The organism is Novosphingobium sp. TK71 (genome assembly GCF_055361505.1).
The window spans coordinates 755,601-779,971 of sequence record NZ_CM143962.1 but is presented as its reverse complement, the minus strand read 5'-3'; the positions used below and the strand labels follow the sequence as shown (position 1 = coordinate 779,971).

Annotated in this window: 17 protein-coding genes; 4 read left to right on the top strand and 13 right to left on the bottom strand. The window is 64.8% G+C overall.

Annotated features, from left to right (window positions below; all coding sequences use genetic code 11):
• The first annotated feature begins 72 nt into the window (after positions 1-72).
• The 4 genes from ACXJ16_RS03480 (at position 73) to zapE (ending at position 5,631) form a co-directional block, all read left to right on the top strand.
• Positions 73-2,970, top strand: coding sequence for an Rne/Rng family ribonuclease (locus ACXJ16_RS03480; RefSeq protein ID WP_463921281.1), 2,898 nt, complete (start codon positions 73-75; stop codon positions 2,968-2,970).
• Positions 2,971-3,245: 275 nt separating this feature from the next.
• Positions 3,246-4,025 (top strand): succinate dehydrogenase iron-sulfur subunit, encoded by a 780-nt coding sequence (locus ACXJ16_RS03475; RefSeq protein WP_132468994.1) that lies wholly within the window; start codon positions 3,246-3,248, stop codon positions 4,023-4,025.
• Between the two features lie 35 nt (positions 4,026-4,060).
• Entirely contained in the window at positions 4,061-4,519 is a 459-nt protein-coding gene (locus ACXJ16_RS03470) for a PaaI family thioesterase (RefSeq protein WP_324695688.1), read from the top strand.
• A complete protein-coding gene (gene zapE / locus ACXJ16_RS03465) occupies positions 4,516-5,631 on the top strand; it encodes a cell division protein ZapE (protein WP_185997174.1) in 1,116 nt (371 codons plus the stop codon). Before ACXJ16_RS03470 ends, zapE begins: the two co-directional genes overlap by 4 nt.
• A gap of 402 nt (positions 5,632-6,033) precedes the next feature.
• On the opposite strand, the gene ACXJ16_RS03460 is transcribed toward zapE, so the two are convergent.
• The 13 genes from ACXJ16_RS03460 to ACXJ16_RS03400 form a co-directional block, all read right to left on the bottom strand.
• Positions 6,034-8,334, bottom strand: coding sequence for an EAL domain-containing protein (locus ACXJ16_RS03460; RefSeq protein ID WP_132468993.1), 2,301 nt, complete (start codon positions 8,332-8,334; stop codon positions 6,034-6,036).
• Between the two features lie 238 nt (positions 8,335-8,572).
• Positions 8,573-10,468 (bottom strand): XrtA/PEP-CTERM system amidotransferase, encoded by a 1,896-nt coding sequence (locus tag ACXJ16_RS03455; protein ID WP_324695692.1) that lies wholly within the window; start codon positions 10,466-10,468, stop codon positions 8,573-8,575.
• A gap of 10 nt (positions 10,469-10,478) precedes the next feature.
• Entirely contained in the window at positions 10,479-12,047 is a 1,569-nt protein-coding gene (gene xrtA, locus ACXJ16_RS03450) for an exosortase A (RefSeq protein WP_463921279.1), read from the bottom strand.
• Positions 12,037-13,263: a TIGR03087 family PEP-CTERM/XrtA system glycosyltransferase gene (locus tag ACXJ16_RS03445; protein WP_463921277.1), complete on the bottom strand. Its 1,227-nt coding sequence runs from the start codon at positions 13,261-13,263 to the stop codon at positions 12,037-12,039. Before ACXJ16_RS03445 ends, xrtA begins: the two co-directional genes overlap by 11 nt.
• Positions 13,263-14,339 carry a FemAB family XrtA/PEP-CTERM system-associated protein gene (locus tag ACXJ16_RS03440; RefSeq protein WP_463921275.1) on the bottom strand — a complete coding sequence of 359 codons (1,077 nt, stop codon included), beginning with the start codon at positions 14,337-14,339 and terminating at the stop codon, positions 13,263-13,265. The genes ACXJ16_RS03445 and ACXJ16_RS03440 overlap by 1 nt, the downstream gene beginning before the upstream one ends.
• On the bottom strand, positions 14,336-15,205 hold the full coding sequence (locus ACXJ16_RS03435; RefSeq protein WP_185997169.1) for an XrtA system polysaccharide deacetylase: 870 nt from the start codon (positions 15,203-15,205) through the stop codon (positions 14,336-14,338). The genes ACXJ16_RS03440 and ACXJ16_RS03435 overlap by 4 nt, the downstream gene beginning before the upstream one ends.
• 31 nt (positions 15,206-15,236) lie before the next feature.
• Entirely contained in the window at positions 15,237-16,451 is a 1,215-nt protein-coding gene (locus tag ACXJ16_RS03430) for an XrtA/PEP-CTERM system-associated ATPase (RefSeq protein ID WP_324695701.1), read from the bottom strand.
• Between the two features lie 18 nt (positions 16,452-16,469).
• Positions 16,470-18,191: a preprotein translocase subunit YajC gene (locus ACXJ16_RS03425; protein ID WP_324695703.1), complete on the bottom strand. Its 1,722-nt coding sequence runs from the start codon at positions 18,189-18,191 to the stop codon at positions 16,470-16,472.
• Complete coding sequence (locus ACXJ16_RS03420; protein ID WP_443477877.1) at positions 18,188-19,225, bottom strand: P-loop NTPase family protein; 1,038 nt, start codon at positions 19,223-19,225, stop codon at positions 18,188-18,190. Before ACXJ16_RS03420 ends, ACXJ16_RS03425 begins: the two co-directional genes overlap by 4 nt.
• Positions 19,226-19,234: 9 nt before the next feature.
• The gene (locus ACXJ16_RS03415; RefSeq protein WP_324695707.1) at positions 19,235-20,755 is read right to left on the bottom strand and encodes an XrtA system polysaccharide chain length determinant; all 1,521 of its coding nucleotides are present in this window, start codon (positions 20,753-20,755) and stop codon (positions 19,235-19,237) included.
• A gap of 28 nt (positions 20,756-20,783) precedes the next feature.
• Positions 20,784-21,428 (bottom strand): XrtA/PEP-CTERM system exopolysaccharide export protein, encoded by a 645-nt coding sequence (locus ACXJ16_RS03410; protein ID WP_054438768.1) that lies wholly within the window; start codon positions 21,426-21,428, stop codon positions 20,784-20,786.
• Positions 21,429-21,599: 171 nt separating this feature from the next.
• Positions 21,600-22,826, bottom strand: a complete 1,227-nt coding sequence (locus ACXJ16_RS03405; protein ID WP_324695710.1) for a pyridoxal-dependent decarboxylase, exosortase A system-associated — start codon at positions 22,824-22,826, stop codon at positions 21,600-21,602.
• Positions 22,823-24,355, bottom strand: coding sequence for an acyl-CoA ligase (AMP-forming), exosortase A system-associated (locus ACXJ16_RS03400; protein ID WP_324695712.1), 1,533 nt, complete (start codon positions 24,353-24,355; stop codon positions 22,823-22,825). The genes ACXJ16_RS03405 and ACXJ16_RS03400 overlap by 4 nt, the downstream gene beginning before the upstream one ends.
• Positions 24,356-24,371 lie beyond the last annotated feature (16 nt).

Genomic DNA, 24,371 nt, shown 5'->3' with positions numbered 1-24,371 from the left:
CGGGCATCATCGAACAAACTCGCGCCACTTCGGCTGATCCGGCCGGAGCAGAGCGCGTCTGGAGAATACACAATGGCAACGCGCATGCTCATCGATGCGCGCCACCCGGAAGAAACGCGGGTGGCGGTACTCAAGGGAAATCGCATTGAAGAGTTCGATTTCGAATCAGCCGACAAGAAGCAGATAAAAGGCAACATCTACCTGGCGAAGGTCACCCGCGTGGAACCTTCGCTTCAGGCGGCCTTCGTCGATTTCGGCGGCAATCGTCACGGATTCCTCGCCTTCAGCGAAATTCATCCCGACTATTACCAGATCCCCAAGGAGGACCGCGAGGCCCTGCTGGCGGAAGAAGCCGCCCATGCCGAGGAAGAAGCCGCCCTGCGCGCTTCCGAAGGCGATGACGAGGACGAGGAAGGCGGCGAAGGCTACGACGACGGCGGCCTGACCGAGGTAGACACGTCCGAGAAGGACCATGTCGCCACGATCGAGGACGGCAACGTCGAGAACGGCTTCGACAATGCCGAGGACGGCGAGGAAGAATCCGCCGACGAAAGCAACGGCGAGGCATCGGGCCGTGGTCGCCGCGGCCGTGGTCGCCGCCAGGGCGGTCGCAACTCGGGCCGCTCGAAGGAAGCCGATGACCTGCGCGCCCGTCGCATGGCGCTGCGTCGCCGCTACAAGATCCAGGACGTCATCCACCGCCGCCAGGTGCTGCTGGTGCAGGTCGTCAAGGAGGAGCGCGGCAATAAGGGCGCGGCCCTCACCACTTACCTCAGCCTCGCGGGCCGCTACTGCGTGCTCATGCCGAATTCGAGCCATGGCGGCGGCATCAGCCGCAAGATCAGCTCGGCCTCGGACCGCAAGCGCCTGAAGTCGATCATCGCCGAGCTCGACCTGCCGCGCTCGATGGGCTGCATCGTCCGCACCGCCGGGCTCCAGCGCACCAAGACCGAAATCAAGCGTGACTTCGACTATCTCGCCCGCCTCTGGGACGAGCTGCGCGAAATGACGATGCGGTCCGCCGCGCCGGCGCTGATCCACTCGGACAGCGATCTCATCAAGCGCGCGATCCGCGACATCTACAACCGCGACATCGAGGAAGTGATCGTCGAGGGCGAGGAAGGCTATCGCGCGGCAAAGGACTTCATGAAGCTCCTGATGCCGAGCCATGGCCGCAAGGTTAAGCCCTATGCCGATCCGGTGCCCCTGTTCCAGCGCTTCGGCGCCGAGGACCAGCTGACCGCGATGTACGATCCGGTCGTGCAGCTTCGCTCGGGCGGCTACATCGTCATCAACCCGACCGAAGCTCTGGTTTCGATCGACATCAACTCGGGCCGCGCCACCAAGGAGCACGGCATCGAGCAGACGGCGGTCGCCACCAACCTCGAAGCCGCGCAGGAAATCGCGCGCCAGCTTCGCCTGCGCGACATGGCCGGCCTCGTCGTCATCGACTTCATCGACATGGAGTACGGCTCCAACGTCCGCAAGGTCGAGAAGGCGGTCAAGGAAGCGCTCAAGAACGATCGCGCCCGCATCCAGGTCGGTCGCATTTCCAGCTTCGGCCTGATGGAAATGAGCCGCCAGCGCCTGCGTACCGGCGTTCTGGAAGCGACCACCCGCTCCTGCCCCCACTGCGACGGCACCGGTCTCGTCCGCACCGCCAGCTCGGCAGGCCTCTCGGCGCTGCGCCTCATCGAGGACGAAGCCGCCAAGGGCAAGGGCATCGTGGTTTCGCTCTTCGCGTCGACCGAAGCGGCGATCTACCTGCTCAACGCCAAGCGCACCGACCTGGCCGACATCGAGGACCGCTACGGCGTCAACGTCGAAGTGATCCCCGAGGGCGAGAACGAAGGCGCGAAGATGCGCGTCATCTCGTCGGGTCCGCGCAACGAGTTCGTGCCCCGCTTCGATCCGATCGCCGAAGACGTCGAGGATGATTTCATCGACGAGGAAGAGGAAGAGCTCGAGGAAGAGAACGAGCGCGAGGAAGCGCGCGAGCGTGGTGACGACGGTGAAGGCGGTTCGCGCCGCAAGCGCCGCAAGCGCCGCCGTGGCCGTGGCCGCGATCGCCGCGACGAGCAGGGTTCGGACGAAACCTCCGAGGACGATGCCGAGGCAGAGACCGAAGAAGGCGAAGCCGAGAGCGACGCCGATGCCGACGCAACCGAAGAAGGCGCTGCGCCCGCAGCCGAGGGTGACGAATCGGATGCGCCGCGCAAGCGTCGCCGCCGTGGTGGCCGCCGCCGGCGTGGACGTCGTGGTGACGAAAACGGCGAGAACGGTTTCGCATCCGAAGCCGGTGACGAAGGCACCGAAGAAGGCACCGAAGCGGAAGCTCCTGTCGAAGTGGTCGCCGAAGTCGTCGTAGCGGCAGAGCCTGTCGTGACCGCGGAGGAAGCTCCGGCCAAGCCGAAGCGCAGCCGCCGCAAGAAGGCCGACACTGCAGAGGCAGTTGCCGAGGCTCCGGCCGAAGCCGCAGTCGAGCCGGTTGCCGCCGAAGCCGAGGAAGCTCCCGCCAAGCCGAAGCGCACTCGTCGCAAGAAGGCCGACACCGCAGAGGCAGTTGCCGAGGCTCCGGCCGAAGTCGCAGTCGAGCCGGTTGCCGCCGAAGCCGAGGAAGCTCCCGCCAAGCCGAAGCGCACCCGTCGCAAGAAGGCCGACACCGCAGAAGCGGAAGAGGCTCCGGCAGCAGCACCTGCCAAGACGGCGACCAAGGCGGCAAAGGCTCCGGCCAGGTCCCGTTCGGCTGCCAAGCCCGCCGAGGGCGAGGAAGCTGCTGAAAAGCCGAAGCGCACCCGTCGCAAGAAGGCCGAGCCGGCAACCGAAGTCGCGGCCGCGGCAGAGGAACCGGCAGTAACCGCCCCGGCGAACGATGAGTACGCCGCTGAAGCCTCGAACGGCGAAGATGGCGACTCGGCCGAACAGGGCGGTCCGCGTCGCGGCTGGTGGCAGCGCACCTTCGGCAACTGACGAAGGCATGCCGCGGGAAAGGACCTGAAAAGGTCTTTCCCAGGCCCAGGATCAAAGGCCTCGCACGGAGACGTGCGGGGCCTTTTTCCTGTGTTCGATGCAGCGGGAAGTCGGCCAGGATGCATTTCCGGCACGCCATCCGACCGACGATGCAAGCCATCGAAGGGCCGAAACCGCAATTCCACTGACACTGGCCCTTGCCCCGCGCGACTGAATCGCTAAGGGGACTTTCAGTCGCGGTTCATGCCGCAGTGCAAGATCACGGGGATTTCTTCATGGCGACCTTCACCCTCCCGGCCAACAGCAAGATCAAGAAGCAGGGCAACGTCCACAAGGCCGAGGGCGCCGCGCGCGTGAAGAAGTTCACCGTCTACCGCTACGACCCGGACTCGGGGCAGAACCCGCGCTACGACACGTTCGAGATCGATCTCGACAATTGCGGCCCGATGGTTCTCGACGCGCTCATCAAGATGAAGAGCGAACAGGACCCCAGCCTGACGTTCCGCCGTTCGTGCCGCGAAGGCATCTGCGGTTCCTGCGCGATGAACCTCAACGGCAAGAACGGCCTCGCCTGCACGACCGCGATCGAGGACCTCAAGGGCGATATCCGCATCACCCCGCTGCCGCACATGGAAGTCATCAAGGACCTCGTCCCCGACTTCACGCATTTCTACGCGCAGTACGCCTCGATCCGCCCCTGGCTGCAGACGGTTTCGACCACGCCCGGCAAGGAACGCCTGCAGAGCCCCGAACAGCGCGAAAAGCTGGACGGCCTCTACGAGTGCATCCTGTGCGCCTGCTGCTCGACCTCCTGCCCGAGCTACTGGTGGAACTCCGACAAGTTCCTCGGCCCGGCGATCCTGCTCCAGGCCTATCGCTGGCTGGCCGACAGCCGCGACGAGATGACCGGCGAGCGCCTTGACGAGCTGGAAGATCCCTTCCGTCTCTATCGCTGCCACACCATCATGAACTGCGCCAACGTCTGCCCCAAGGGCCTGTCGCCGGCGCGCGCCATCGCCGAAATCAAGAAGATGCAGGCCGAGCGCCAGGTCTGAGCCTCCCGGCTCGATCACCGGCAAGCGAATCCCACGTGTCGTCCGATACAGCATTCATCCATGAGCCGGCTCCGGGGAACCCGGGCTGGCTTACCTGGAACCTTGAAGACGACACCCGCTTCAATGCGGTGGGCCTCGGCCCGATGATCATCAGGCGCGAAGGCGAGCGTAGTGCCCGCGTCCGCCTGATCGATCTCGAAACGCGCCACAGCAACATGCACGGCAACGTGCATGGCGGCGTCACCCTTGCCTTCATCGACGTTGCCATGTTCGCGACGATGTTCTGCGTCCTGGGCGCCGAAGTCACGGGCTCCGTTACGCTGGACCTCCACAACCAGTTTATCGGTGCCGGCCGCATCGGCGCGCCGCTGGACGTGGTATGCGAGGTCATGCGCGAAACCGGCCGCCTCGTGTTCCTTCGCGGAACCGCCGAACAGGGTGACAACCTCGTGTCGAGCTTCGTCGGCACCCTGCGCAAGCCGAGCCAGCGATGACCGCGATGCTCGAACGCTACGAAGCTCTTGTAGCCACCGGCGAACTGCGCTCCGACCCCGAGCAGGCGGCCGCGGCGGAACGGCTCAACCAGCTTCAGCGCGAAGTCTACAAGGCGCAGACATCCACCGGCTTCCTCGGCAAGCTGCTCGGCAAGAAGGCCCCTCCCCCGCGCGGTCTCTACATGTGGGGCGGTGTGGGGCGCGGCAAGTCGATGCTGATGGACCTGTTCCACCAAACCCTCGACATCGAGGAAAAGCGCAGAATCCACTTCCATGCCTTCATGCTGGAAGTCCATGCGCTGCTACGCGAGGAACGCCGCAAGGAAAGCGGCGATCCGATCCCGCCGGTGGCGACCACCATCGCGCGCAACGTCAAGGTCTTGGCCTTCGACGAAATGGTCGTGAACAATTCCGCCGACGCCATGATCATGAGCCGGCTGTTCACCCATCTCATCCTCGACGAGGGCGTGACGATCGTCACCACGTCGAACCGCGCGCCCAAGGACCTCTACAAGAACGGCCTCAACCGCGAGCACTTCCTGCCCTTCATTGCGCTGATCGAGAAGGAACTGGACGTTCTGACGCTCAATGGCCCGACGGACTACCGCCTGCACCGCCTCGGCGGCATGGCGACCTGGCACTACCCGCTAGGAGAGCCGGCGACCGAGCAGGTTCGAGAGGCATTCTACCGCCTGACCGACTATCCTCCAGAGGACAGCGACCACGTTCCGTCGGCCGAGCTCGACGTCGGCGGCGGGCGTATGCTGCACGTACCCAAGAGCCTCAAGGGCGTTGGCGTGTTCAGCTTCAAGCGCCTGTGCGGCGAAGCGCGCGGCGCGGCGGACTATCTTGCAATCGCACGCGCCTATCACACCGTCATTCTGGTGGGCATACCCCGGATGGGGCCGGATCGCCGGAACGAGGCCGCGCGCTTCGTGACTCTGATCGATGCGCTTTACGAGAACAAGGTGAAGCTGATCGCGGCGGCGGATGCCTCGCCTGAGGAACTTTACGAAGCGGGCGATGGCCACTTCGAATTCGAGCGCACGGTAAGCCGTCTCAACGAGATGCAGAGCGCCGATTACCTCGCCATGGGCCACGGCGAAGACTGAAAAGTTAACGATTTGCGAATCAGTCGTTAATGGAAATGCGCTTGAGGGCGCGCTTCCGTTAACGGATTTGCACGCCTGCGCTTCAGCACCCAGCCCCAGACCCAGCCCTCGCAAGGCAATAAAAAACGCCCGATTTCCAATAGTGGAAAGGGCGTGGCTGGCGGCCGCATCAGTGGCCTTATCTATCAATTTTTAGCGGATTTCCGCCAATTTTTCTTGAATTCGGAAAGAGTATATGCGGCGTTTCGAAGAAGAGTTCCACGAAACGCCGCATACGATTTGGTGATTAGCGGCCGTAGCTGCCCCAGTACCAGCTGTACATATCATTACCCCATGTGAACCGCCGCTATTTTGCGGCTGCCGACATGGATAACAACAGGTTAAGAAGTCATCAAGACTTTTTTAACCAGTTCGTCTGGGCTCCCTCCCCACGATTTGCGTGAGCAAATCCCGGAATGGTACGGGCCGGCTGACATAGTACCCCTGAATGGCGTCGCACCGCATGGTCCGCAGGATGTCGAGTGCGGCCTGAGTCTCCACACCCTCGGCCACGACGACCCGGTCCTGTGAATGCGCCATCTCGATGATCGACTGGACGAGCAGGAGGTCTTCCTTGTTTCCTTCCATCGCCTGGATGAACACCTTGTCGATCTTGACCTCGGTGGCAGGCAGATAACGCAGGTAGTCGATCGTCGCGTTCCCGGTGCCGAAATCGTCAATCGACAGCTGGACGCCGGACTGCACGAGCTTCTGGAGCATCTGGAACGTGCGCGAGCTGCGGTCGAGACGATCCGTCTCGGTGATCTCCAGGATCAGCTTGTCCGCAGGCAGGCCGTACGTTTCCAGGATTTCGGCGATCAGGCCGGGCAGGCCGGGATTACGAAGCAACTGAGCCGAAATGTTGACCGACATGGTCATGTCGAAACCGTTGCGCCGCAGTTCGACGGCGGAACGCACGGCATCGTCGATGACAAAGCGCGTGATGCGCTCGATCCGGTGGAACTCCTCGGCGATGCGGATGAACTTGTCCGGACTGATCGGACCGCGCTCCGGGTGAGTCCAGCGCACCAGCGCCTCGGCCCCGGTCACGCGGTTGCTCGCCACGTCGAGCTTGGGCTGATAGGCCACCCAGACCTCGCCATTGTCGATGGCGCGATCGAGCTGGGTCAGCAGCGAGATTTCCCACTGCGCCTCATGCTTGCGGCTGTCGAACTTGTAGACCAGTTCGTCGTTTCGCACGGCCTCCTCGGCTGACTGCATCGCACTGGCGACGCGGCTGGATACCGGGCGATCGAATTCCGAATCGATACCGCAGTTGAACGAGAGATCGATGTCGAGCCCGCCCACCTGGATCCCGTTCTGCACGATCCGGTGGAGGCCTTCGAGGTTCTCGAACAGATCGAAAGTGCTGCGGATCGTGGAGAGCCACATGAACATCCCGCCCTCGTGGTAAACCACGACTTCGCTGTCGCTGATGCGGATGCGACGGACGATCTCGTTCGCGACTTGCGCCTCCACGTGTTCGGCGAAGCTGCCGATGATCGCGCCGTAATTGCGGATCTGAAGCGCCACGAGGATCCGGCTCGAAACCGCGTCGTATTTGCGCAGCACCTGCACGCTGGGAAGGCCCGAGCCCGAGTTTGTCTCTCCGGCGACTTCGACACGGTCGAGGTTGCGCATGCGGAACACGGCTACGGTGGCCATCGCGATGGCCGGGAATACATCCACCTGGACGCGGAAATGATCCAGCATCAGCGGGAACAGGATAAGCACGACAACGAGGCCGCTGAAGCGATAGATGTCCAGCACGCGCCCGCGCCCAACACCCGTCACGATGACGACCAGCGCCAGCAGGAACGGGGGAATCCATCCCAGGACGAACGGCACCCCGTCCTTCAGGGTCTCTGCCGCGATGGCATGGAAGTAGCCGCCGGGAACATAACCCTGCATCGGCAGCGTATGGACGTCGTGGAACACCTCGGCGCTCGGCGCGATGATGATGTCCCTGCCGCGCACCGATTTCGGATCGAAGCGGCCCATCAGCACATCCACATAGCTGGCTGTCGGGATCGTCTTGTAATCGATCGAATAGTCCGGCTTGTAGACCGAGGACGTGCCTTCCTGCACGTCGGCGATCTTCGCCGAAAGGCTCGGGATGACACCGATCGGACTGTCGGACGCGAACGGGAAGCTCGTGCTGAGATTGAACGGATGGTCCAGGGCCAGCAGCGAAACCGCGCCGGCATCCTTTCTCAATCCCCGCGAAGGAATGACCGAGGCGTAATTGCCCATCGCGCCGTCCTTGCTGGGCATCGCGCCCAGGAAAACTCGTCCGCGATATTTGGCGAAAGTCGCAAGAAGTTCGTCGCGGCCGACGGTTTTCTCGTGATCGTTCAGGAAGCGGTCGAAGAAGACCCGCTTCGCGCCGGCATCCATCAGATTGCGGATTACCTGGGCATCGTTCGCACGCGAAACGTCGAGGACCTCGAGTTCCTCAAGCGTCTTTCCGTCCTGCAGGACCATGACGATCTCGCCCTTGGACGGGTGCATGCGAAGCCATGTCCGGCCATTGACCAGAATGTCCTCCAGAGGGAGGCCTGCGCCGGTAACGCCCAGAAACACGCCGGTCAGCACCGCCCAGAAGACGATCCTGAATCTGGCGCTCTTCCAGACTTTGGCAGCCCGCGCGCCGAGGTCAGACATGATGGCCTCGCAAACTCATCCCCTCTTCGTCCCTTCGCAGGATACGGCCTCCCTTCACGGAAAGCGTCCGCATTTCAATCATGTACTGGCGACCTGCTATGTTCATGCACGTCCTGCGAATGACGTTTCGATGCCGGGTTAGAGCAAAGGTCCTAAGAATAGGTTAGGTTAACAAGGCTTCACGATCGAATTCGCGTAACCCTGCTAGCCCGCATTCAAGCCGGGCGCAGCGGCGAAATCAGGCGATACCCAGACGGGTGAGCGACTTGTCGAGCATGAGCAATTGCCAAAGGAGGCGGGAATGATCCGCCCTCCCGGCGATATGTTCCTCCACCACGCCCGTCAGCCGCGCTCCATCCAGCCACCCGGTGCGGGCCAGCGCCGCACCCGAGGCGATCTCCCGCGCGGATTGTGCAAGCGGTCCCCGGAACCACTGGGCGATCGGCGTGACGAAACCCTGCTTGGGGCGGTAGAGAATCTGGTCGGGCAGGAACCGCCGCATCGTGCGCTTCATCAGCCACTTGCCCTGCCCCCCGCGCACGCGCATCGATTCGGGCAGGCTTGCCGCGAATTCGATCAACCGGTGATCGAGCAGCGGCTCTCGCGCTTCAAGGCTCACCGCCATGCTGGTGCGGTCCACCTTGGTGAGGATGTCGCCCGGTAGCCAGTGCTTGAGATCGGCGTACTGCGCACGGTCCAGCCCCGAACGGGCGGGTGCACCGCGCATCAGTTCCAGCAGGCCGTGTTCCGCACGGTAATCGCCGCGCAGTTTTCGAAAATCGCCGGAGTAGAGCCCATCCCTCAGTTCGGGCGGGGTGAAGCCGATGGAACGGGCGTATCCCTCGGCGCTGTCCCCCACGAGGGAGAGTAGCGTGGACCTGGCGCGCAACGGACGCGGCGCCCAATCCGCCTTGGGATAAATCGCCCCCAGTGCACCGAACACCGGCCTGCGGATCGCCTGCGGCAAGAGGCTGCGAACGCGGTCCTCGCCATGCTGGAACACGTGACGCCGATAGCCCGCGAACGCCTCGTCCGCACCATCGCCCGACAAGGCCACCGTCACCGATTCGCGGGCGAGCTGGCACACTCGCAAGGTCGGCAGTGCGGAAGCATCGGCAAAGGGCTCGTCGAACATCGCCGCAAGCTGGTCGATCGCCTCGAAATCGTCGGGAGACACCTGCCGCGCCCGGTGGTCGGTCGCGAACTGCCGCGCGATCTGCGTGGCGTAACCGGTCTCGTCGAGTGCGGCGACGTCGAAGCCGATCGAGCAGGTCTTCACCGGCTGCGTGCTCTTTTCCGCCATCAGCGCGACGACACTGGAACTATCCACCCCACCCGACAGGAACGCGCCGAGCGGCACGTCCGCCACCATGCGAGAGGATACGGCCTCGCGCATGAGGTGGAGCAGTTCCGCTTCGAGATCGTCGACCTTGCCCTTGCGCCTTTCGGCGAAAGACACGTTCCACCACTGCGCGGGCCGGGGCATCGGCGCGCCATGCCGCAGCAGCAGCGAATGACCCGCCGGAAGCTTCGTCACGCCCTTGAGAATGGAACGGGTGTCGGGGACATAACCCCACGCCAGATAGTCCTCGATCGCGAGCGGATCGATATCGCGGCGCAGCAGCGGGTGAGCGAGCAATGCCTTGAGTTCGGACCCGAAAGCGAGGCTCCCGTCGCTCAGCGGCGCAAGGAACAGCGGCTTCACGCCCAGGCGGTCCCGTGCGAGGAACAAGGTGCGGGCTTCGAGATCGTAGATCGCGAAAGCGAACATGCCGTGTAGCCGCGAGACGCAATCGGGGCCCCAGCGCTGCCATGCGGCAAGGATCACCTCGCTGTCGCCGTCGGTGCGGAATTCCGCCCCGCTCTCCCGCAGTTCACGGCGCAGTTCGCGATAGTTGTAGATTTCGCCGTTGAACACCAGCATCGCGCGGCCGTCGGGCGAGGGCATCGGCTGCGGCGATCCGGCAAGGTCGATGATCGAAAGCCGCCGGTGCCCCAGCGCCACGCCGGGCGCGGTCCAGACACCCTGCCCGTCCGGCCCGCGATGGATCATGGCATCGCACATGGCCGCCACCCGCTGGGGATCGACGGGCTTCGGCGTCTCGAGATGGTAAATACCGGCGATGCCACACATATCTGATGGCCTAGCGGAGCGCGGTGACGCGGTCCATCCACGAGTCCACCGGGCCGGTCGCCGCGATGAAACGCGCAATGGATTGCGCTGCGCGGTGGCCGGGATAGTCCTCGGACGAAAGGATCAGCATCGTCGTAGGCCTTGCGCGCAATACGAGGTGATCGCCGATGATCGCCAGCTTCAGCCGGGCATTGCTGCCGGTTAGCAGGTCCCCCGTATGGAACCAGGTTACCGCCAGACGCTCTACCTTGCCGTGTCCAAGCAAGCGCTCGCTGCGGGCGTCGGGGAAAGCGGTGCCGGGAGCCTGCCAGGACCACGGGCTCGACGGGGTCAGCGCCCCCTGCCCGAAACCGCCTGCCTCCCGCCCCTCGCCCTGCCCCGCGTAAAGCGCGATGAACACGTCCACGCTATGGCCTTCGCCGTCGGCATAGCGGCCAAGCAGCCGGTGATCGGCACCTTCGGCGCGCGGCTCCCACCAGATCGCCGGAGCGTAATCGACCCGGTGCCAGCCTGCCACCTGCGGCATTTCGATGGCCTGCGGCAGCGCCGCATCCAAAGTCTCGGCCGCGAAAGCCCAGCTTTGCGCCGCGACGACCACGACAGCGAAGCCCACGATCGCGGCGATGCCGCTGATGCGCCCCTTATCCAGCCATGCCAGCACGCGCGACCGGGCGATCGCATCGGTATCGATCATCGGTCCGTCGAGCGGGCGGTCGAAGAAGCGCCATGCCCCCGCTATCACGAGCGCGAGCACGATGGCGAAGAAGAACCAGCCGTAAACGATATGATCGAAGCCCGCAGCCTTCTCCACGCCGACGATCTGCGCGGCGTAGATCGTGCCCCAGGCACGCACGCCATTGGCGAGGATGGGCACGACGAGGCATGCCGCCATCATCGCTGACCGCCGCTTCCAGCTGACGAAGCAGACATTGGCCGCAAGCGTACCGAACGCGATCATCGCGATCAGGAACTTCACCCCGGAACAGGCCTCGGCCACTTCGAACAGACCGGCAGGCGTATCTATAAAGACGCCGTCCACCGTCGCGGGAATGCCGCTCAGGTGCGTGAGAGCGATGGTGATCTCGGCCGTGATCGTCTGGAGCGCCTCGACCAGTTCCTCCCCTAAGGGTACGAGAAAGGCCATGTAACAGAGCGGAAAGAACAGGCCTGCCGTTACGCGCGGGCCGAGCAACAGCGGCACGGCAGATCCGAGCATGGCCACCGCCCCCGCCTGACGCGCAAGGTCGAGCCCTGAAAATGCGCCGAGCACCCAGAGGAACGCGGCACCGCTCATCGGGATCAGCCCGGGCCACCAGGCCTCCGGCATGAGCCGGACCAGTTCCGCGCGGCGCTGCCAGACAAGCCAGCCCAGAATCGGCGGGATCAGGATGATGTGATTGTACGTGGAAATGTCCCACCACTGGCGCCCCATCGCGGCCCAATCGTCATGGAACACCGCAATCAACGCCAGCATAACCGCACCGGCGCGGATCAGCGCCGCACGCCAATGGGCTGGCAGCGAGTGCCAACGTCTCGCAGGTACGCCGGCAGTCTCCAGAGTGGCGGTTTCAGGCGGCATCGCTCATGCTCTCCGACTTCAGGGCAATCAGGCGTGGAAGGTCTGCCAGCGCTGCCCCCCAACTTGCGTGAGCGCCGATCCATTCCCGCGCGTTGTGGCCCATGGCCTGCGCCCGCGCGCTATCCCCGGCGAGTGCGATGATAGCCTCCGCCAGGGCCGCGTCGCTTTCCGCCACGAGAAAATCGCGGCCATCCTCAGCCTCGATCCCCGTGGCGGCGCCCGGAGACAGCACCGTGGGCAGGCCCATCGCCATGGCTTCAAGCACCTTGTTCTGCACCCCGCGCGCGATTTCGAGCGGAACCAACGCCATGTCGGCAGCCGCGATCCAGGGGCGGATATCCTCCACCCGGCCCCATATGTGCACGCCGCCGTGCCCGTGGTGCGCCATGAGCGAGGCTGGCGGATTGCGCCCGACGACATGCAGACTGGCAGCCGGCAGGCGGCGGCGCACCAGCGGCAGGATTCGCGCGATCGCGCGTTCGACTGCCGCCACATTCGGCGCATAGTCCATCTGACCGGTGAAGATCAGGCGCGGGCCGTCGATAGCCGCCATGCGTGGCTCAGGCACCGCCTTCGCCGGATCGAAAAGCGCGCTATCCAATCCGTTGCCCATCGGCTCCACCGCGCAGGCGGAATCGCCCAGCCTTGCGGCGAACAACGCCGCTTCGGCCTTGCTCACCAGCAGGGTCACGTCGGCCCGGCGCGCGATCCGGGCTTCCTCCGCCCTCAGCAACCGCCCTTCGCGCCGTTCCATCCAGCTTCGAAAACCGCGCCCCGCCGCGCCATAAGCCTCGAACTTGGCGGAATCTACATCAACCAGATCGACGATCAGGCGGCCACGGAAGCTCTGCGGAACATACTGCGCCACTTGGCCGGAAAAGACGAAGATGGTGTCGATCGGCCGGGCACGGAGCACCTGCTCCACCCAGTTCGCCATGCGCCGGTCGTGAAACGCGGTCAGGCTGAGCGGACGTCCGGTTGCCAGAGATTCCAGCCCTGCAACCGGCAGCGATTTCGTGCGGGGAAGCAGCAAGTGACTGGCGGATAATCCCGCCAGCTCTGCCTCGCAGCCATGATCGGCCGCGTCGTCGGCAAAGCAGCCGACGTGAACGGGAGCCAGCCCGGCCAGCGCCTTGAGCACGTTGTGCGAACGGATCTTGTCTCCGCGATCCGGCGGAAACGGGATGCGGTGAGCCAGGAACAGGATTTCGCCCATCAGCCGATACCGCGCGCGATCAGCGGGCCCAGCCTATTGGCCACGGCAAGCGGCAGGCGTTGCCAGAGCCTGATCTGAAGCGAGAGCTTGCTGCTCGTCGGATCGGCTTCCCGCTTCGCGGCACCCGGCGCGGTCCAGATGGCATATGTCAGCGGTTCCGGTTCGAAACCCCAGTTACGCTTGAAGTGATAGGCGCCGCTGTCCGTCTTGGAGCGGCCGAAATCGAACGTCGTGCAGCCCCGCCGCCGGGCGTGGAGCATCAGTTCGAAATACATCCGGTCATTGGCGCGCAGCTGGCGTGCTTCCCTTGTGCCGCCCCCCCAATAAGGCATTGCCGCGCCTCGATGGTAAAGCGTGATAACGCTCGCCACAGCCTGCCCCCGACGCCGCACGGTGAGGATGTCCGCATCGTCCCCGAAGGCATCAAGCACGGCATCGAGCAACTTGCGCGGGAAAACCGGTGTACCGAGATTGCGATAGCTCTCGGCAAAGACGCTGTAATGCGCGGCGCGATCGCGCTCGCTGCTGCCGATCTCCACGTGCAGGTCGTTCGCCAGTGCCTTGCGGACTTCGGCGCGCTGCTTGCGCGGTACGTCGAGCAATTGTGCCTCGTCGTCCGTGGCCAGGGCGCGGGCAAAGTTGCAGTGGCTTTCGGTCTTGATAGCCCAACCGCCATGCGGATCGGGCAGCTCGCCCCCTCGCAGTTCGATCGACGGGCAGGAGTGGCGCAGCGCAAGCTCCTCCAGCGCCGCGAACAGTGCCGCCGTATCGGTCCGCGCACCCGTGAGAAGCCCCCCGCCGACCGCAAAACCGGTGGAGGCCAGCAGCCGGCCGAAAACAGGTGAGTGTATCGCGTCAAGCGGCAGAAAGGCCGAGATCTCCCCGCAACGCTCCTCGACCAGCGCGAGCGCGCGATTCCCGGTTGCGCGGGCGACAGAGAGGAACCAGGCCGGACGGTGGAACGGGGTCGCCTGCGGATGACGGGCGGCGAACAGCTCCAGCCGCGCCACTTCGCCCGGATCGGCAAGATCGACCAGCCTGATCGTCCCCTGTTCCGGGGCGAACGGGGCGTTCATGCCGCCAGTGCCGCCGCGTGCTGCGCCTCGCGCGCGGCAAGTTCGTCCATCCGCCCCCAGCGGAAGTCCTCGATCAGGTGCCGCAACTTGCCCGCCATGGCACCCAGGTTGGTGTAATGCCGCAGCCGCGATCGCAGCGGCGCGTTGCCGACGCGCGGCTGGCCGGGATCTATTTCCCACGGGTGGAAATAGAACACTGCCGGGCGCCCCTGTGCATTCACCTGCCGGATCGCCCAACGCGAAAAACCGTATGGCAAAACGCGGAAGAAGCCGCCGCCACCGGCCGCCAGCCTGCGTCCGGCAAACGTTGCGGTCGTCACCGGGATTTCGACGAAATCGCTACCCGCCAGGGGATGGAAGGCGAAGCGAGGGGCCTCGCGCCAGCCGTAATGGTCGTGAGCGATGGGCGCGACGCTGGAGCTATAGGCGTAGCCCCGCCCGGCGAGCACTTCGAAGGCCCAGGGCGTGCGCGCATCTATCGAGAAGCTGGGCGCGCGGTATCCGGTCACCTTGACCCCGGCGGCGTCCTCGATGGCGTTGCGGCTCATGTCGAGATCGCGGCCGAATGTCTCGGCATTCATGCGAAACACCCGCTCGTGGTCCCAGCCGTGGCTGGCCAGCTCGTGCCCCGCCTCGGCGATACGGCGCAGCAATGCGGGATGACGCACCGCGACCCAGCCCAGCGTGAAGAAAGTACCCTTCACGCCCGCAGCGTCGAACAGTGCGAGAATTTCGTCGCAGTTGCGCTCGACACGCGTTCGTATCGCAGGCCAGTCCGCCCGGTCGATCACCGTCTCGAAAGCGCCGACCTGGAACCAGTCCTCCACATCGACGGACAGCCCGTTGACCGGTCTTGTGTCATTCATGGGATCCATCCTCGTGAAGGCGGGGGACCAGTCAGGCTGCCTGGCGCTGGCCTTCGCCGCCCTCGAACCATTCGATCAACATGGTAAGCGTGTGCCGCAAGGTACGCTCCTGCTCGTCGAGACGGGCTTCCAGACGGGCCGCATGCGCGGCCGACTGCTCAAGCTGTTCCTGAAGCGCGGCGATGAGGGGATCATTGCCCGAACCTGCCGCAACCTCCTTCTCCCGCTCGGCGCGGGCGGCAAGTTCCAGCACGGCATGCTGAAGCTCGTCGATCTGCGAATCGCGTTCCGCCAAGGCTGTCTCGATAAGGGCGATGGCCGCCTTGGCATCGAGGGCTTCGGAATGGTGCACCGGCGCTGCCGCCACTTGCGCCGCGGGCACGCCAGGCGCTGCTTCCGCCGCCGTCTCTCGCGGGCTGACGAGCGCGCGGGCGCCATCCTCATCGAATTCGGCCAGCACTTCGGCCAGCATCTGGAGATCGATCAACGAACGCTTCTCAACCGCACCAAGCAGCAGCAGGCGGTTGACGATCTGGTTGATCCGGCGCGGGATACCGCCGGTCGCCTCGTGGATTTCCGCGAAGACGCGATGATCGAAGCCCGGATTGCCCTTCCAGCCGACGCAGTTCAGGCGATGCTCGATATAGGGCTGCACTTCGCGCACCTGCATCGCGGTGAGGTGATGGGTGGCGATCACGCGCTGGCGAAGCTGTTCGAGCTGATCGCTTTCAAGCAGGGTCGTGCGGAACTCCGGCTGGCCCAGCAGGAGCGTCTGCAGCAACGGATGCGAGCCGAGCTGGAAGTTCGACAGCATGCGCAGTTCCTCGATCGCGTCGACCGAGAGGTTCTGGGCCTCATCCACGATCAGCAGGCAGCGGCGACCGGCGCGCGCCTCGGCATGGAGAAAGCCCTCGATCGCCCCCAGCGCCGAAGCCTTGTCGTGCCCGGCGACCGGAAGGCCGAACGCTTGAGCGACGACGTGAACGATCTCCTCACCGTCAAGCGCGCTGGTGACGACGCAGGCAGCCGTGAGGCGCGCCGGGTCTATCGTCGCCATGAGGTGCGAGACCAGCGTCGATTTGCCTGCACCGACTTCACCGGTGATGACCACGAACCCTTCACCCTGGGCCAGCCCATAGCCGAGATAGGACAGCGCCTTTCGGTGCGTCACGCTCTCGAAATAGAAGGCCGGATCGGGCGTAAGCTGGAAGGGCCGGCCCTCGAACCCGTAGAATTGGTCGAACATCCCTGCTCTCCTTCGAAATCAGAAGCTGTAGCGCACGCCGGCGAGGGCGGACGCGGTCCAGTAGTCTTCATACAAGGCATCGTCACGGCTCACGCCGTCGAGCCCGAGTGCCACCGTCGCCCTGAGGCGGCGGGCCAGCATACGGTAATAGCCGAGTGTGGCACCATAACCGTTAACATTGCCGACCAGCGGATCGTTGCTGGAAAGCCAGTTCGCATAGACGCTCGCCGACCATCCGGCTTCTCTGCCGAGTTGGCCGCTGAGATAGGCCGAGAGCCACCAGTTCTGGTCGATCACCCCGTCAGCCGCAGCCAACACGGTGTTCTGCGGAGCGATGAAATCGCGGCGGTCGTACCCGCCACCGATCCCCGCATCGAGGCGGCCGACCCTGCGCGAATAGCTCGCCGCCACGCCGCGCCCGCGGAACACCGCCGATCGCACAGAGCCCAGCGCGCCCGAAAAGCAGTTGCTGCCGTCAAGCGAACTGACGCAGCCGCGCAGTTCGCCTGTCACGGGATCGCGCACGGCCACGAAGTCATCCGGCAACTGATCGAGCGCGCGGTTGAGCTGGCCGCCGAACCCACTGACATTGTCATAGACCGTGACGCTGAGCTGGCTGCGATCATCCGGCGCATAGGCGAGGTTGCCGCCGAAGCTGGTCGATCCATAACGACGGCCGAAGTGCGCCGAAAGCGAGGTGCGGCGGCTCGGCCGCCACATCACGGCCACGTCCCAGGTCAGGCCGCTGACGTCGTAGGCAAGTTCGCGCGGGACGCTCTTGTCGGTCTTGTAGCGACCGTCGCTGCCGATCACAGGGTTGCCATCGGCATCGCGCAGGGCATCGCGGCTGGACACTTCCACGTCCTCGTAACCGATGGCGCCCACCACCTGCACCGTGCGGCTTACCGGCACCGTCACCAGGGCCCGCGCCTGCATGTCCCGCACGCGCTGGTCGAGGTTGGAGATATCTTCCTGATAGAAGCTGCCCGCAGCGCCCAGCCCCACCGGTGCGATAACGTAAGGCGCCACGCCCGCCTCGATGTCGGCGATCTGCGTCACGCTCTTGTCGAAGACGTCGGCCGCCGCGCCGCCGGGTGTCGCGACGAAGGCGTCCGACTGTTCGACCTTGGTGAAACCGGCCCGGTAATTGGCCGCGAAATCGACATCGCCCGCGCGCGTCCTGAACGAAGGTCCACCGTATACCGAGTAGACGTTGGTTGCCCCCCCGTCGTTCGCCAGACCGGGCGAAAGCGCAGAGCCGCCGTTCTGAACCCGCGCCTGGGTTGCAAGCGCGCCTGCTTCCAGCGTCAGGCCCGGCGTGATCGTGGTATAGCCGCGCACGATGCCGCTGATGGCATCGCCATCGGCTGCGCGCTTGCTCCAGCCGATGTAGCGTTCATAGCGGACGGACGCCGACAACGCATTGTTGCGCCCGGATATCCCCGCATCGACGCCCGCCGCGAGCTGAGTATAGGTGAGCACGTCGTTGCCCGGAGAAAGCTGGGCATCGACGATCTGATCGATCTCGATATAGGGCGTCACCTCGATCCGGCGGGAGCCCTTGCCTCCGCGCTTTCCGGAACGATCCTGCCGCCCCGACGACGGAGCGGAGGCGGCGACTTCATCGGAACCCGAGCCGACCTGGTCATAGCCGATCGTCTGGGCCTCCACCGGCGCTGCCGCTGCCAGCGCAGCAGCCAGAGCGCCCAGGCCCAGCGGGGGCGAAAACACCGACTTCATCCCTTGTATCCGTAATAAGAGCCGAAGCGGCGGCCGCTCGGGCTGAAATGCGTACCATTGAGCAGCAGCTGGACGTTGGGACAGGCCCCCAGCAAAGAGATCGCATCTTCCAGCGCGCCCTGCCCGGTCCGGTCCGCGCGCACGATGACCACGGTCTGGCCGACGTATTTCGCCAGTTCGGCCGCGGGCGATGCCGCAAGGGCGGGCGGCGAATCGAAAATCACGATGCGATGCGGCGCGTTCTCGGTCAGCCTGTCGAGTATCCGCGCGGTTCGGGATGAGGCGATATATTCGCTGTCATTGATGGTCGCATCGCCCGCCGGCATGACCCAAAGCCCGGGAATATCGGTGCCGAGCACACATTCGGCGGGATCGATCGTCTCGTCCATCAATGCGTCCATCAACCCCGGACCGCCGGGAAGCCCCAGCGCGGAAAGGATCGAAGGCTTGGCGAAATCGGCATCGACGAGGAGAACCTCGCTTTCCTTCTCAGCCGCGATCGACAGCGCGAGATTGAGCGCGCAGTACGTCTTGCCCTCGCCCGGATGCGGCGAACTGATCAGCACGCGCTGTGCGGCGGCGCCTGCTTTCTGACGCCGCAAATCGGCCGCCTGCACCAGCAACTGCCGTTTGACGATGCGGAATTCTTCCAGAAGCGCGGTCACGGTGCCCTCCGGCACGATCAGCCCTTGCTCGCGCAGCAGTTCGCGATCGATCGGATGATGCTCACCGGCGAAGGCCGTGGGGGCCGGGTAAGCGGCTGCAACCGGCTCGGCTACATCGCGCGCTGGCGCTGGAGGGGGCGTTGGCGCGGCGAACGGCGGTGAAGCAGGCGAAGACACAGCGGGTGTTTCGGCAGCGGACGCTGCATCGTCAGCGGGCCTTGCGGAGACAACAGGCTCGGCCGGAAGCGGAACCGGCCGAGCGATCATGCTGTTGAAATCGAAATGTCCGGCAGCGCGTTCGATCAGCGATTCGCCGGGGCCGCGCTTTCTGGTCTGTCCGGGCGCGGGAATTTTGCTGTGTTCGGTCATTACCGTTCCTCAGGCCACCATGCCGCGCTGGATAAACTCAACCGCAAGCAACACCACGAACAGGCCGCACAAAGCCGCGCCGGCGCCGATGAAGTACTTGAGGCGGCGCTTGCGAAGCTGGCGCACGCCATCCGTGAGATTTTGCGAGATTGCGCCGAGCACCGGCAGCCCCGTCGCCCGTTCGAGACTCGCGGTCGTCGCGAAGACCGAACGGACCTTGCTGAGCGCAAAAGCACCTGCGCAGCCGCCCACGACGCCGGCGATCAGCACGCCGAACAGCAGCAAGGGCCGATTGGGGGCCACCGGCTTGCGCGGCGTCGTCGGCGGATCGACCACCTGGAACTTCACCGCCTCGCGGCCGGTCTTCACTTCGCCGCGCAGGCGCAGTTCCTCCCGGTCCTGGAGAAGCTTGTCGTATTGCTGGCGCAGGACGTCGTAGTCCCGATTGATGCGCTGGGCCTCGGTCGCAAGTTCGGGGTCCTGGATCGCGGAGGCCGTGAGCGAGGCTACGTCCGATTGCAGCGCCGCCTTTCGCGACGTCAGCGCCTGGACGTTGGCCTGCCGCTCGGCACGGATCGACTGGAGCGAGCTATAGGCGGGGTTCGGCGTACCCGTGCCGCTGGCCGCTTCCTGCGCTGCAGGACCGCGAAGCGCTGCAATCTGGTTTCGCGCCGCGATCACGTCTGGATGGCTGTCGGTCAGGCCGCGCGCGCGCATTCCGGCCAGTTCCGACTGGGCCTGCGCCAATGCGCCCGAAGCCCCGCCGGCAGTTCCTCCGGCGATCGTGCGGGGCGTACCGGCAAGCTGACCGTCGATCGCGGCAAGCGCGCTCTGGGCAGCGGAGAGATCCGCGTCGAGATCGCGAAGCTGCGTGCGCGAGCTTTCCAGCCGCTGCGCCACTGCTGCCCCGCCCAGCGCCATTTCGGGGTGCTGGGCCTCGAAAGTGGTGCGGCGCTGTTCCGCCGATTCAAGTTCCTTTTCGCGCTGGCGCAGCTGCTGGTTCACGAACTCCAGCGTCTCGACCATGTCACCGCGATCGCCCGACAGGTTCTCCTCGCGAAAAATGTCGATCAGCTTCTGCGCCACTTCACGGGCAAGCTGGGCATTCTCGGCATCGGAGAAAGAGGAATAGTTCGCGGTCGCAGTGATCTCGAACAGGTTGTCCTGCTGGCTGACCACGGACACGTTCTTGCCAAGGCCGAGAACCGTGGATTCCATCTGCTTGGGAGACTGGATCGTATCGCCCAGCCGCGTCCCGCGCACGACCTTCTCGAGGTTCACGGCGCTGGTCAGGGTTTGCCGGATGCGCTCGATATCGCGCTTCTTGTCGGCCACGCCGATACCCACCTGCTCGGCCAAGGCGTCATCGAGCTGGATGAAGATGCGGGCTTTGGATTCGTAGGAATTGGGGATCAGGGCCACCACCAGCCAGCCCAGCAGGCAGATCGCCCAGGCCGCCGCAAGCGCGATCCAGCGCCGGTGCCAGACGCTGTGGAGGGCGGCGAGCAGTTCTTCGTAAAGGCCGTTCATCGCGCCAATCCCATCTCGCGCCCGATCCTCAGAACATGCTTTCAGGGATGATAATGACATCGCCGGGGTTCAGCATGACGTTTGCCTTGCTGTCGCCCTTCTTGAGCAGATCGCCCAGACGCAGGGCATATTCCGTCTGCTTGCCTGCCGTCTTGTCGAAGCGGATCAGACGTGCGCGATTGCCCGCAGCATATTCCGACAGACCGCCCACCGCGATCATCGCATCCAGCACGGTCATGTTGGCGCGATAGGGAATGGAAGCCGGTTTCTCGGTCGCGCCGACGACGCGGACCTGCTGGCTGTACGTGCCGGCAAACCCGTCCACGATGACCGAAACCAGAGGGTCCTCGATATATTGGGAGAGCTGCAGGCGGATATCCTCCGCCAGCATGGCCGGGGTCTTGCCCACCGCAGGCATGTCCGCGATCAGCGGCGTGGTGATGCGGCCATCGGGCCGAACCTGAACCTTCGCGCCGAGTTCGGGGTTGCGCCAGACGAACACGGTGAGCTGGTCCAGCGGACCGATGATGTACTCCTCGCTCGGCCCCTCCTGCATCGCAACGAACTGCGCGGGCGGAAGCTGGGGGCCGGACGCAGGCCCCGCACAGCCGGTCAGGACGACGCTGGCAAGCGCAGAGGCAGCCAGGAGTCGGGTCGGACGGCGGTGCGGCATAAGCTCTTCCCTTCAGGCGCCGGCCTGCCGATCGCTGTTACGATGCGGCAAACGTGGCAAAATCCAGCCTGCGCTATCGCCTAAAAGGGTGAACATTGCGTTAGCCTTCACCAACCGATTGGCACCCGGTCCCGCATTGGGACAACATGCCTGTCGAATGCTAACCGTGCTTCAGACCAGCATTTCCAGTGCCGCCCCCTGCCCGAGGAACTGCGCCGGGCTCGCCGAGGCGCCGTAAGCGCCGGCACAGAACACCGCGACCAGATCGCCGACTTCGGCCCGCGGAAAGCCTCCCTTGTCCGCCAGCTTGTCCAGCGGAGTGCAGAGGCAGCCGACAATTGACGCTTCCTCCTCGACCGGCGCATCGAAGCGCGTGGCGATGGCCGAAGGGTAGTTGCGCCGCACCACCGTTCCGAAGTTTCCGGACGCGGCCAACTGATGGTGAAGGCCGCCATCGGTAACGAGGAAAACTTCGCCGTGGCTTTCCTTCCGGTCAATCACGCGAGCAATATAAACACCTGATTCGCCAACGAGATAACGGCCGAGTTCGATGCAGAACGCGGTCTCGCGCAGAACATCGGGCAAGCGCTCGAAACGCTCGGCCAGACGCTCGCCGACAAGGGCCAGATCGACCGGAGTATCTCCCGGGAAGTAGGGAATGCCGAGCCCCCCGCCGAGATTGCAGTGCGGCAAGGCCGTGCCGCTCTCTTCCGCGAGCCTTGCGGCCAGATCGAGCGCCTGCCCCTGCGTTTCCGCAATGGCTGATGCGTCCAGCGCCTGGCTGCCCGCGAATATGTGAAATCCGCGCCACTCCGCCCCGCTGGACACCACTTCGCGCACGAGCGCAGGCACTCGCGCGGCATCGATTCCGAACGGCTTTGCGCCGCCACCCATCTTCATGCCCGATCCCTTGAGATCGAAATCGGGGTTCACGCGAATGGCGAGGCGCGGAGTAACGCCAAGCGTTTCAGCGATTCCGATGGCGCGGCGGGCCTCGGCCTCCGATTCGAGGTTGAGCGTCACGCCGGCGCGGATTGCGGCGTCCAGTTCACGGTCACGCTTGCCCGGGCCAGCAAAGCTGACTTGCGCAGGATCGATGCCTGCCGCCCGCACGATCGCCAACTCGCCGCCGGAGGCAATGTCGAAACCGTCGACCAGCCCGTCCATCAGCGACAACAGGGGCGGGAAAGGATTGGCCTTCACGGCATAATGCAGCGCCAGCCGCTCCGGCATGGCCACCCGGATATCGGCAACGCACCTGCGCACGAGATTTGCGCTGTAGAGGAACAGGGGCGTATCCCCTGCCTGCTCCACCCAATCCGTAACCGGCCTGCCGCCCACCACCAGAACACCGCGCGCAGCTTCGAAGCCCGCCGGAATCGGACCGAGCGGCTTCATGCGCCTGCCGCCGCGAGTTCGGCGGCAAGACCGTTCCTGTCGATCTTGCCATTCGGCCCGACAGGCATTGAATCGCGCCAGTGGATCACTTTGGGTTGCATGAAATTCGGTAGTTCCTGCATGAGTTTACGCGGCAATTCCGAGGTTGTTTCGAAGCCCGGTGCAGCGCGGACAACCAGATGCACCGCCTGCCCAAGGCGCGCGTCCGGCACGCCCAGGGCAACGGCTTCAACCACGAGACCTGTCGCAAGCGCGGCTTCCTCCACCTCCTGCGGGCTGATGCGGTTTCCGGCGCTCTTGATCATGGCGTCACGGCGACCGACGAAATAGAGCAGCCCATCCGCACTGCGCCGCACCCTGTCACCGGACCACACCGCCATGCCGCCATAGTGGGAGCCGAGGGGCGCCAGCTTGTAGCGCTCAGCCGTGCGCTCCTGATCGTGCCAGTAGCCTTGCGCCACCAATGGCCCGCAGTGGACCAGTTCACCTTCCTCGTCATCGGCAGCGATAAAGCCCGCATCGTTGACGACCAGCACTTCCGCGTGCGGGATCGCCTTCCCCATCGAAGTGGGATGGCTGTCGATCAACGAAGGGTCGAGGTAAGTGGAACGGAACGCCTCCGTAAGGCCGTACATCGCGAAAAGGCGGGCACCGGGGAACAGCGCGCGCATCCTGCGGACGAGATCGACAGTGAGCGCACCGCCGCTGTTGGTCAATCGGCGCAGTTTTCCGGCCGTTTCACCCGGCCAATCCAGCTCGCAGACCTGCACCCATAGCGGCGGCACGGCCGCGAGCGTGGTGATCCCGTGCCGGCCCACCGCCTTCATGACATCGCGCGGCACCAGATAGTCCAGCGGAACCACGCAGCCACCGGCGTACCATGTCGAAAGAAGCTGGTTCTGCCCGTAATCGAACGATAGCGGCAATACCGCCAGGGTCCGGTCATCGGGAGCAAGACCAAGGTAGTCGGCCACGCTTTCCGCGCCCAGCCACATATTGGCATGGCTGAGCATCACGCCCTTGGGCCGCCCCGTGGAGCCGCTGGTGTAGAGGATCGCCGCCAGATCATCGGGATCGGCCTGCGAAGGCGCCAGTTCTCCATCCAGCATTGCAGCATCGGCCAGCGCCGCGGCTTCATCGACCAGACGGCAATCGGCAGGCACATCCGCTTCGGCAAGCGAGGCCAGCCGAGAAGGCGTGCCGATCAGCATGACCGCGCCGCTATCTGCCAGGATATGCGCGACCTGCCCATGCTTGAGCAACGGATTGACCGGCACATGCACCAGTCCCGCGCGCGCGGCCGCCAACGGGAGCAGGCAGGTCAGTTCCCCCTTAGCTGCCCATGAAGCGATACGCGCGCCTTTTGCCGGAACTTCCACTGCGAGCCACGCCGCAAGTCTGGAGACACGCGATCTTAAGGCCTTGTAGTCCAGCACTTCTCCGCGCAGCACCAGGGCCTCGGCCGAATCCTCTCCCCGAAGGGCGAGATGGTCGAGCGGCAGGATCGGCTTTTCGGTACTGCCGGGCATGACGGGGAAAGGCTCC

Bases quoted from the DNA above. Each gene is read 5' to 3' on its own strand.
- ACXJ16_RS03480 (WP_463921281.1), top strand. From the start codon at position 73: ATGGCAACGCGCATGCTCATCGATGCGCGCCACCCGGAAGAAACGCGG.
- ACXJ16_RS03475 (WP_132468994.1), top strand. From the start codon at position 3,246: ATGGCGACCTTCACCCTCCCGGCCAACAGCAAGATCAAGAAGCAGGGC.
- zapE (WP_185997174.1), top strand. From the start codon at position 4,516: ATGACCGCGATGCTCGAACGCTACGAAGCTCTTGTAGCCACCGGCGAA.
- ACXJ16_RS03460 (WP_132468993.1), bottom strand. From the start codon at position 8,334: ATGTCTGACCTCGGCGCGCGGGCTGCCAAAGTCTGGAAGAGCGCCAGA.
- ACXJ16_RS03455 (WP_324695692.1), bottom strand. From the start codon at position 10,468: ATGTGTGGCATCGCCGGTATTTACCATCTCGAGACGCCGAAGCCCGTC.
- xrtA (WP_463921279.1), bottom strand. From the start codon at position 12,047: ATGCCGCCTGAAACCGCCACTCTGGAGACTGCCGGCGTACCTGCGAGA.
- ACXJ16_RS03445 (WP_463921277.1), bottom strand. From the start codon at position 13,263: ATGGGCGAAATCCTGTTCCTGGCTCACCGCATCCCGTTTCCGCCGGAT.
- ACXJ16_RS03440 (WP_463921275.1), bottom strand. From the start codon at position 14,339: ATGAACGCCCCGTTCGCCCCGGAACAGGGGACGATCAGGCTGGTCGAT.
- ACXJ16_RS03435 (WP_185997169.1), bottom strand. From the start codon at position 15,205: ATGAATGACACAAGACCGGTCAACGGGCTGTCCGTCGATGTGGAGGAC.
- ACXJ16_RS03430 (WP_324695701.1), bottom strand. From the start codon at position 16,451: ATGTTCGACCAATTCTACGGGTTCGAGGGCCGGCCCTTCCAGCTTACG.
- ACXJ16_RS03425 (WP_324695703.1), bottom strand. From the start codon at position 18,191: ATGAAGTCGGTGTTTTCGCCCCCGCTGGGCCTGGGCGCTCTGGCTGCT.
- ACXJ16_RS03420 (WP_443477877.1), bottom strand. From the start codon at position 19,225: ATGACCGAACACAGCAAAATTCCCGCGCCCGGACAGACCAGAAAGCGC.
- ACXJ16_RS03415 (WP_324695707.1), bottom strand. From the start codon at position 20,755: ATGAACGGCCTTTACGAAGAACTGCTCGCCGCCCTCCACAGCGTCTGG.
- ACXJ16_RS03410 (WP_054438768.1), bottom strand. From the start codon at position 21,428: ATGCCGCACCGCCGTCCGACCCGACTCCTGGCTGCCTCTGCGCTTGCC.
- ACXJ16_RS03405 (WP_324695710.1), bottom strand. From the start codon at position 22,826: ATGAAGCCGCTCGGTCCGATTCCGGCGGGCTTCGAAGCTGCGCGCGGT.
- ACXJ16_RS03400 (WP_324695712.1), bottom strand. From the start codon at position 24,355: ATGCCCGGCAGTACCGAAAAGCCGATCCTGCCGCTCGACCATCTCGCC.